A 9,602-nucleotide genomic window follows, 5' to 3' on the forward strand; every position below is an offset into this window, starting at 1 on the left:
GTAGTGAGGGTGTTGCACACATGTCTGATCCTTCAGAAATTTTGATCCTTATAAATCAATCGTCTCCTGAAGGCTATTTCTGTTGCAACCCCTCACTTTTCATCAGCCAACCTGTAAAAGCCCCGAAAAAAGAACAAGAGCAAGCTACTGAAGCACGTGTAAAAGAACTTGAGACAGAAAACGGGCAACTGCAGGAAAAAGTCACTGCCCTGACTCAAGAGATCAACATACTTAAGAAACTCTACCAAGACATTTACGGCCAGAAACAGTCGTAATCCCCTCCCCCGCTGTACCGGGTTAAAACCTGGTACAGCCCCTCCCTTACATGGGTTTATATACTGGCTATCAAGACGCCTCGGCCAGAATCATATCAGCGCACTTTTCCCCAATCATCATGGTAGGTGCATTGGTATTACCACCGATCAGGTTAGGAATGATAGACGCATCACACACTCTGATCCCTTCGAGACCACGCACTTTTAACGTTTCATCAACAACAGCCAGTTCATCCTGACCCATCTTACAACTACCGACCGGATGATAAACCGTCTCTGCCGTACGACGAATAACATCCCTGAGCACTTCATCATTAGTGCTATCGAGATTAGGTGTGATCGGTCGAGTGATGTATTTCGACCAGGCTTTGGAAGCAGCCATTTCAAAAGTAACATCCAGAGCTTTGCGCAGAACCTGCCAGTCGTATTCACTGTCCAGTAAATTAAAGTCAATTTCCGGACAATCCAACGGGTTGCTTGATTGCAACTTAACAAACCCACGACTTTCCGGCCTGAGATTACATCCCTGAATAGACAACCCTTTGGTTCTGGGCAATGGGTCCGTCAGGCTGATCATATAGGTAGGGACAAAGTGAAACTGGATATCTGGCCGGCTTAATTCTGGCGAACTTTTAACAAAAGCCCCCCCTTCAATCCCACTGTATGCACCAATTCCATCTTTGGTCAGAAGCCATTCCAGACCTATCTTGGCGTTATGGGGAAAAAAGTCCAAACCATTCAGGCTGAGTTCGGGTCTGCACTCATAATTGATATGAAGATCCAGATGCTCCTGCAGGTTGTAGCCCACACCGGGTAATTCATGAAGCGTTCTTACCCCGGCTTCTGACAGATCCGCTTCGCGGCCTATGCCTGATAATTGAAGAAGATGTGGGCTCTTGATAGCCCCGGCACTGAGTATGACTTCACGGGAAGCATTGACGACTTCTGTCTTTTTTCCACTCAACAGCTCAACGCCCGTAACCCGTTTTCCGGACAAAATAACACGGGTAACTTCTACACCGGTTCTTACTGTGAGGTTCTTCCGTTTTTCTGCGGGTCGGAGAAAGGCGGACGCACTGCTGCTTCTTAAGCCTTTGCGAATGGTTGTCTGATAAAGGCCTATACCTTCCTGATCGGCACCGTTGAAATCATCACACTCTTTGATGCCAATCTCTCTGCCAGCTTCTACAAAGACATCAAAAGCCGGGAGTCCTGAACCGGCATCGCTGACCAGCAATTCGCCCTGATCACCATGAAAGTCATTGGCACCGCGTTCGTTGTTTTCACTTTTCTTGAAGTAAGGCAGAACTTCGTTATAGCTCCACCCTTCATTACCTGAAGCCGCCCAATCATCATAGTCTGATGCATGACCACGAACGTATACCATGCCATTGACCGCACTGGAGCCACCCAGGGTTTTTCCCCTCGGTACAGCCAGCTTTCGGTTACCCATATTTTTCTGGCGGGTGGATTCCATTTTCCAGTTGAGCTTAGAGCTCTTCATAGCTTCAGCCGCACCACCGGGCATATGAATCACCGGATTATTATCCCTAGGGCCTGCTTCCAGCAACAAAACTTTGTGAGCAGGGTTAGCAGAGAGGCGGTTAGCCAGTACGCAGCCAGCCGAACCGGCACCGACAATGATAAAGTCATACATAAAAAACATCATCCTGCGTTTTTCTAAACAGCCATGAGCGAGAAACAGCCATGAGCGAGAAACAGCCATGAGCAAAAAATAGTATTGACGGCTTTCCGGTACAGATAGCTCAGGAACGACCTTTTCAAACAGGTATAGCAATCATGGAAGATCGTACATTAAATCGTTCGACTTAATGTCGCACAAAAGGACTATAGAGGGAACAAATACCACAAGGTGTAAGAATATTCACGCAACAAAAAAGCCATCTGTTTCAAGGATACTCAAAACAGATGGCTTTTTGTCTGAACCGTTTTTTATCAGCCCAGTTCCTGCTCAGCCCGGTCCCGAAGTTCAAACTTCATGACTTTTCCTGAAGCATTTAATGGCAGGTTTTCGATAAAACGAACATGCCGGGGCACTTTATAATTCGCCATTTCTTCACGACACCACTGAATCAACTCTTTCTCTTCCAGTGTCTGTTCCGGATTTTTGACAATCCAGGCCATGGCGACCTCACCCAAACGCTCATCAGCAACACCAACTACAGAGACTTGGGCAATGGCTTCATGACAGTTCATCAGGTTCTCGATTTCAGCCGGATAAACGTTGAAACCACCAGTAATGATCATGTCTTTCATCCGATCGGTGATTTTCAGATACCCCAGCGAATCCATAATCCCAATGTCTCCGGTGTGTAACCAGCCATTGACATCAATGGTTTCTTTGGTAGCCTCATCGTTATTAAAGTAGCCCTGCATCACATTGGGCCCACGCACAACGACTTCACCGGGCGTTCCTCTGCGTACTTCTACACCAAACTCATCAATACAACGAACTTCTACACCTGGCATGGCTCGACCAGAAGTATTGGCGATCAATTCAGGTGAATCCCCTGGACGACAGATGGTTGCAAAACCACAAACTTCCGTCAGGCCATAGGCCGTAACAATGTTGTCAAAGCCCAGCACTTCATCCATCGCCTGAATCATACTGACGGGAATGGCAGCAGCGCCAGTCACCGCCACACGCAGAGAACTGATGTCGTATTGTTCCCGGTCCGGATGAGAAAGTATGGATTGATACAACGTGGGAGGCCCTGGTAGAACCGTAATTTTTTCTTCAGCTACTCTCTGCAAAATAGTCGGTACATCAAACACCTGCAGGGGCAGAATGGTCGCCCCTCTCATCAGGGCTGCCAACCATCCAGCCTTGTAGCCAAAAGAATGGAAGAAAGGGTTCACAATCAAATAGCGATCACCTTCCGTCAGGCCAACAACTTCACTCCAGTCAGCCACTACTTTCAGGTTCTGCTCGTGCTGGGTAATAACACCTTTCTGCTTACCTGTGGTACCAGAGGTAAACAAAAGGTCCGACATAGTGTCGCTCTTGACGCGGCTCTGACGGATATTGACTTCAGCTTCGCTGGAAAAGTCAGACATGCCCAGAAACTCATCCCAACCCATGGTCTGATCAGAGTTTGCTTTGGGTCGGAACGTAATAATGGTATCCAGCTCAGGCAGGTCTTCATCTTTTAACATTTGTGGATAGCTGGTACCCAGAAACTCATCCATCGCAAACAGAATTTTGGCACCACTGGCTTTCAGAACATAACCCGCTTCGGAGCCTTTCATTCGGGTATTCAGAGGGACAAGAGCAGCACCGACCGTTTGCAGAGCGGTAGCCGCCACAATCCATTCCCAGATGTTGGGGGCCCAGACAGCAATGCGGTCACCTTCTTTAACTCCCATTCCAACCAGTGCAGCGGCAGCCTGCTTTCTGAGTTGATTCAACTCCTGGTAAGTTAATACCTTACCTTCGCCTTCTACAGCATTGCGGTCAGCGTACTGCTCTGCCACATCGTCCATCAATGCTGGAATGGTTTGATACGTGGTCACGTCTGACATGCTCAACTCACCTATTGTTTATCATTATTTTTCTTTACACTATTCTGGAATAGCTAATAATTGCTTATCAAAGCTCAACTTCAATGCAGCAACACCAAGCACAACATATATAGGTCCAAACCATGCACTAATTACTAACTTTGAAAATAAAGGCAAATCCGCTTCTCTGAGTTTTTCTATGGTTAGCATGAAAGACAGTACTGCATAGAATAAGGCCCCAAAGCACAATAAAATGATCATAACGTAAGTGACATTTGCATAGGCTTCATTCTGCCCCGCTCCTTTCATGAGCAAAGCGGCTGCTATCAACATAGCAACAGGAGTTACCAATCTTTTAATCGCTTTGTCAAAAGCCTCTAAAATAGCTTCCATCCTACCGATATCACCTATAGAGTACTTCTTGAAAAATTAAGTATATTTTGACCATAAACTTCAACAGCGTTATCTTTCAAAAAGCCTAATAAAAGTCTTAGTTCAATCAGATCATTACCAGCTTCAGCAACTGCATCTTCATCCAGATCATGAGAACATAACTCAGCCAAGTCCCTCTCTTTTTCAGATAGGGCTTCAATAATAATTTTTAACTCAGATTCATTTAGATCTAGCGAAAACTGCTTATGACAGCTAGTTGAAATTTTCATTATTTTCTCCCCGAATAATGATCTATCTCATACTCACTTCTTTGATGGTTTCATTTGAGCGAGTTGCTGAATGTTTAGTTCGGGTGCTTCAGGGTCGATCGGAGGGCTAATCTCATCCTTTCTAAGATGATTCCAATCGGTTTTTCCTTTTTGTTTTTTTACTTCACTAAGTTTAACTTTTTTCATCATCAGATATATTCCTTTTCTTAGGAGTGCCGAATTCTTTTAGCTCATCTTCTGTCGGCATAGCCGAATCCTTGTCCCCTAAGACAGCTTCTTTGATATCTGTATCTGACAGTTCATCCAACTCTTTCTTTGTAGTACGGCCTTTATGCTTTCTTATATCTTCAAACTTAACTTTTTTCACAGTCATCAATATCACCCTGCCGCCAATGATCTGAAATATCCCCTTTCATACCACTTTCTCTCCTGCTTGTTTGCCTTACGAGCCGAGATTAGACGAATTGTATCATTTGACCGCTCAGTAAATATAACAAACAAAACACCTTGTTCTGTCATGCCCATAGTTTGGTACCGAGTTTCCCCATAGTGATTCCTTATATCTTCACGCTCTATTCTAGAGTCGTCCAAGAATACATACAGTGCATCTGAAAAATCTACTCTGTGCTTAATCCAGTTAGCTTCATTTTTCTTTTCATCCCACTCAAATTCCATTTTTTCCTCTCGCAGGCTTATGTAGTGGAAGCTGAGCACTGACAACACTGTCGGCTACACTGTGGTCGTCCACTACTCGTATTTATCCTAGAGCGTGCCGAACATCAATTAAGTAATCCTATCTTACTTAATTGGGCGCAATTTAATCCGGGAACTTCACCGTGATGTTGCCACTGATAGGACGGCACTGACAGGCTAGCGTCCAGCCTTCTTCCAGTTCTTCATCGGTCAGAACTTCATTGATTCCCAGCTGAGACTCCCCTCCCTCAATCTCACACATGCAGGCACCACACATACCTTCTTCGCAGGAAAAAGGCGCATCAATTCCCGCTTTCAACATGGATTTCAGGACGGTATCACCTTTTTCATAGTCAACACTGTGCTCTTCACCATCCAGTTCCACTTTGAATGCTGTCACCGTTGAATCACCCGCTGCGGCTATCGCCTCAGCTTCAAGAGCAGCGGCTTCATCTGGGTCGGCAGGAGATACAAAGCGTTCTACATGAATACGAGATTTCTCTTCACCTTCGGACAGTAAAGTGTTTTCTACTGTGTCCATGAAAGGTCCGGGGCCACAAATATAAAACTCGGCACCGACATGTCCGGTTATGACTTCCCTGACCATTTCAGGATTCAGGAAACCATGAACAGAGTCGTAGATGTAAACAATCTCCAGACGATCACTATGAGCTTGTTCAATCTGCTTGAGCTCTTCCTGAAAGATCACTGAATTTTCATCACGATTGGCATAAACCAGCTTAACCCTGCGCCCTGTTGTTTTAAGCGCAGATTTAAGAATAGAGATAACTGGCGTGATACCGGAACCACCACCAAACAGCACAACGTCATTGCTGGCATCATTCAGATAAAACAGGCCGGCAGGTGGCATCACTTCGATGCTATCGCCCGCTTTCACTTCATCATTGATCCAGTTGGAAATACGACCGCCATCCACTCGTTTAATGGTGACTTTGTGCTCTACCTCAACATGAGGCGAACTGGCCAGTGAATAGCAACGTATCAACTGCTTGCCATCGTAAGGCACTTTCAGAGTCAGAAACTGGCCTGGCAAATACTCAAAAGCTTCCTTTTGATCCTGGGGAATCTTGAAAACCACAGACTTACTGTCGTGGGTTTCTTCGATCACGTCGGCCACTTCCAGATTGTGATAACGGGTTTTGCTCAGGCTGGTTTCTGCAGTCATGGTTACATCTCTCTTTTTATTCTTTTCTCTAATGGCATTCCGTTAATGGTTGATAAACTCAACCACCACTGATGCTTTGGGCATTGTCTATTTTCAATTCTGCTCCGTTGATAAAACGGGATTCATCCGATGCCAGAAAGAGTACCAGGTTGGCTATTTCTCTGGGATGACAGATTCGGTTATTGGGATCGTTCATGACTTCTTCCGACAAAGCTCCGCCGGTATATCTTTGAGTCATAGGTGTATCCACACCGTCCGGGTGCACAGAGTTGCAGCGGATTCCATACCCCTTCTCTTTACAATGCAGAGCAACCGAGCGGGTCATTGCTGCCACAGCCCCTTTGGAAGCTGAATAAGCGCAGGTGAAGCTCTGGCCGGAAATGGCGGCAATCGATGACATATTGATGATTGAACCACCCCCACTGGACTTCATGGCTTCGATGGCAAACTTACAACCAAGGAATATGCTGTCACCGTTAACCCGGTTAATCTTCTGCCAAAGTGCAAGATCGGTATCTTCAATCGAGGCCAACTCCAGAATACCGGCATTATTAACCAGCACATCCAAGCGACCGAAAGTACTCAACGTTGTATCAATGACGTTTTTCCAGTCATGTTCTGAAGCCACATCATGACGAATAAACAGTGCCTGCTCGCCAATTTCGTCCGCCAGAGCCTGACCAGCTTCTTCATTTATATCGGTCAGAACAACTTTTGCGCCCTGCTCAGCAAGCAGCAACACATCTTCGCGACCCATACCATTGGCACCACCGGTAACGATGCACACTTTATCTTTAACACGGCTCACTGGCAGACTCCTTACTTGAGTTCAGGGCACTTTCTTGATTCAGGACTGACTGACGCTGGGTTTCGGTCGCTTGTGCAGAAGTCATATGCTGGCCTGCCCGTCTTCCCGAGTACACACAATCAGCAATGGAAAGCCCGCTTACGTAAAGGTTGGATGCTACACCAATGGCAGCCCGACCGGCTGCATAAAGCCCTTTGATGGCATCGCCCTGCTCATTAATAACTTGTCCCGTCTCTTCAGAGACCTTCAGCCCCCCCAGAGAAATCACCGGGCAAGGCATCAGGTCGCTGTCTATTGAAGCATCCAGCGCATACCAGGGACCTTCGTCGACAGGCATCAGGAAACCTTTTGATTTACCCAGCACATCTTCTTTCTGACCTTTAGCGGCTGCAGAGTAATCATTAATAGTCGCTGTCAGTTTGTCTGCAGGCACTTTGATTTTTGCCGCCAGCTCTTCAATGGTTTTAGCTTTTTTTGCCCCCATGAACATCGTCATCAGGGCTGGCAACATCTGGAAAGACCAGACTTTCCAGGGAGCCACATCACGGATGGATTTTTTGAACAGTGCTTTATTGATAATGACAAAAGCTTTGCCATCCTGGTTCTCACACATTTCATAACCCAGCTTGGCACCATACACTTCTTCATTACAAAAGCGTTCGCCCTGCTTGTTCACTACCATGCCCTGAGACCAGCCTTTAGGTGGATTGATAAAGCGCCAGGCACTCATTTTATCCATTCGGTCAACAGCACCACCCACACTCTGTCCCAGTCGTATACCGCTGCCGTTGCAACCGGTCGCTCCCAACTGGAGTCCTTTGCTATAAATGGGCGCATACTTTTCAACCATCGCTTTGTTAAATACAAACCCTCCGGTAGAAAGCACTACTCCCTTTTTAGCGCGAATAAATCGGGTTTCACCCAATTCATGCTCAATTTTTTCTGCCTGGGCCCGGAGATTGAACGCTTTTTTACGAGAATACAAATGCATTTTGGTAGCAAAATCAGACAGTTTCTTATGCTTTTTAGCCGCTTCGGAACCTTCAGGCAAACATCGAATTTCAACGCCCAGCACGTCTCCGGAATCATCGACTACCAGACCCACGGCTTCACTCTGCCCCTGAACCTTGACACCTTTCTGAAGCGCCGTTTGCTGCAGGGCTGAAAAGAAATTATTACCCGACATTCCGACACCAGCGGTTCTATGTCCTCTGGGAGCAGGTCGGGCTTTTTCAGCGTAGCTGCCCACGCCTTCATTGCCTGAGTAATACAGAAAGAATTTCTTACCGGGGTAAGAGGTTTTTTCCGCCGGTACATTACCGGCAAACTGGACATTATTGCTCGCCAGCCAGTCCAGGTTTTCAATACTCTGATCACAGAAATGCTTCAGCGTGTTATCACTGACCGCATCACCGACTTCCATTTTCAGGTATTTGAACATCTCTTCTGGAGTATCATCAAAGCCTGCTGCTTTTTGATACTGACTGCCGCCACCGGCATAAACCACCCCTCCACTCAAAGTGGTAGCACCACCACCAAAGAATCGATCAAGCGCGAGCACATCGGCACCCTTCTCAACAGCCTGAAGCGCTGCACTGACACCGGCTCCTCCAAAACCCACGACGACGACATCGAGCTCCTGGTGCCATTGGATATCGTCAGGATTACTGACCCTGACTGGCTGAGGAATATCATTGCTCTGGTCTGAGCGGTGCTGTCGATTCATGAATGCCCTCTGTCTTCTTGTTTTTATTGTTCTGTGAACATGCGGTGATTCGAAATTTTATAGCTACTGGTTATAGCCACTGAATGGTATGTCGGTGCTGGCTACTCTGGCGCTTAAGCCTCTTCCGCTTCTTCCGTTGTGGTGTAACGGCCATCAACATAAATCAATGGATCAATGTCGTCGCTGTTCAGTGCATGGGTAACCCGACCAATGAAAATGGTGTGTGTGCCATATTCGTAGCGCCCATCCTGCTGCAGAAAAATCGCCGACTGAGCATCGGCCAGGTAAGGCAGACCATTCTCTGACTCTTTCCAGTTACCCACAGTAAAGCGCTCCTCGCCTCTCAGTTTTCCGCCACAGGCTGATGAAACCTCTGCATGTTCCTGACTGAGGATATTGATGCAAAAATCGGCACCTTCATCCAGCACGTCATGCATGGCAATCGATTTGTTCACGCAAACCAGCAGTGAAGGAGGATCCATGGAAAGAGAAGTAACAGAGGTTGCCGCCATAGCGTGCCGCTCACTGCCATTGGTTGAAGACACCACCGAAACAGAGCTGGCAAGCCTTCTCATGGATTGCTTCATCAGACTCATGATGGCTTCGGGCTGAAGGCTCTTATCCGGCTGAAGGCTCTTATCCGGCTGAAGGCTCTTATCCGGCTGAAGGCTCTTATCCGGCTGAAGGCTCTTATCCGGCTGAAGGCTCTTATCCGGCTGAAGGCTCTTAT

12 protein-coding genes are annotated in these 9,602 nt (G+C 46.8%); 1 reads left to right on the plus strand and 11 read right to left on the minus strand.

Annotation, left to right across the window (positions count from 1 at the left end; all coding sequences use genetic code 11):
- A partial coding sequence (locus ACR2PX_RS29025; protein ID WP_434002836.1) for a hypothetical protein occupies positions 1-275 on the plus strand: 275 nt, incomplete at its 5' end.
- 70 nt (positions 276-345) lie between these two features.
- Here ACR2PX_RS29025 and ACR2PX_RS29030 read toward each other — a convergent pair.
- The 11 genes from ACR2PX_RS29030 to ACR2PX_RS29080 form a co-directional block, all read right to left on the minus strand.
- The gene (locus ACR2PX_RS29030) at positions 346-1,932 is read right to left on the minus strand and encodes a GMC family oxidoreductase (protein ID WP_434002837.1); all 1,587 of its coding nucleotides are present in this window, start codon (positions 1,930-1,932) and stop codon (positions 346-348) included.
- Positions 1,933-2,231: 299 nt separating this feature from the next.
- Entirely contained in the window at positions 2,232-3,818 is a 1,587-nt protein-coding gene (locus tag ACR2PX_RS29035; RefSeq protein ID WP_434002838.1) for a FadD3 family acyl-CoA ligase, read from the minus strand.
- A gap of 39 nt (positions 3,819-3,857) precedes the next feature.
- The gene (locus tag ACR2PX_RS29040) at positions 3,858-4,190 is read right to left on the minus strand and encodes a hypothetical protein (RefSeq protein WP_434002839.1); all 333 of its coding nucleotides are present in this window, start codon (positions 4,188-4,190) and stop codon (positions 3,858-3,860) included.
- Between the two features lie 14 nt (positions 4,191-4,204).
- Entirely contained in the window at positions 4,205-4,459 is a 255-nt protein-coding gene (locus ACR2PX_RS29045; RefSeq protein ID WP_434002840.1) for a hypothetical protein, read from the minus strand.
- 33 nt (positions 4,460-4,492) lie between these two features.
- Positions 4,493-4,648, minus strand: a complete 156-nt coding sequence (locus tag ACR2PX_RS29050; protein WP_434002841.1) for a hypothetical protein — start codon at positions 4,646-4,648, stop codon at positions 4,493-4,495.
- Positions 4,632-4,832, minus strand: a complete 201-nt coding sequence (locus ACR2PX_RS29055) for a hypothetical protein (RefSeq protein ID WP_434002842.1) — start codon at positions 4,830-4,832, stop codon at positions 4,632-4,634. Before ACR2PX_RS29055 ends, ACR2PX_RS29050 begins: the two co-directional genes overlap by 17 nt.
- A gap of 5 nt (positions 4,833-4,837) precedes the next feature.
- Entirely contained in the window at positions 4,838-5,134 is a 297-nt protein-coding gene (locus tag ACR2PX_RS29060; protein WP_434002843.1) for a BrnT family toxin, read from the minus strand.
- A gap of 142 nt (positions 5,135-5,276) precedes the next feature.
- Positions 5,277-6,338 (minus strand): 2Fe-2S iron-sulfur cluster-binding protein, encoded by a 1,062-nt coding sequence (locus ACR2PX_RS29065; RefSeq protein WP_434002844.1) that lies wholly within the window; start codon positions 6,336-6,338, stop codon positions 5,277-5,279.
- A gap of 58 nt (positions 6,339-6,396) precedes the next feature.
- A complete protein-coding gene (locus tag ACR2PX_RS29070) occupies positions 6,397-7,146 on the minus strand; it encodes a glucose 1-dehydrogenase (RefSeq protein WP_434002845.1) in 750 nt (249 codons plus the stop codon).
- Positions 7,133-8,872 carry an FAD-binding protein gene (locus ACR2PX_RS29075; RefSeq protein ID WP_434002846.1) on the minus strand — a complete coding sequence of 580 codons (1,740 nt, stop codon included), beginning with the start codon at positions 8,870-8,872 and terminating at the stop codon, positions 7,133-7,135. Before ACR2PX_RS29075 ends, ACR2PX_RS29070 begins: the two co-directional genes overlap by 14 nt.
- Before the next feature lie 113 nt (positions 8,873-8,985).
- Positions 8,986-9,602 (minus strand): flavin reductase family protein (locus ACR2PX_RS29080; protein WP_434002847.1); only part of this gene is annotated, 617 nt, incomplete at its 5' end.

The sequence above is a fragment of the Endozoicomonas sp. genome, from assembly GCF_051008435.1.
In the GTDB taxonomy this organism is placed as follows: domain Bacteria; phylum Pseudomonadota; class Gammaproteobacteria; order Pseudomonadales; family Endozoicomonadaceae; genus Endozoicomonas_A.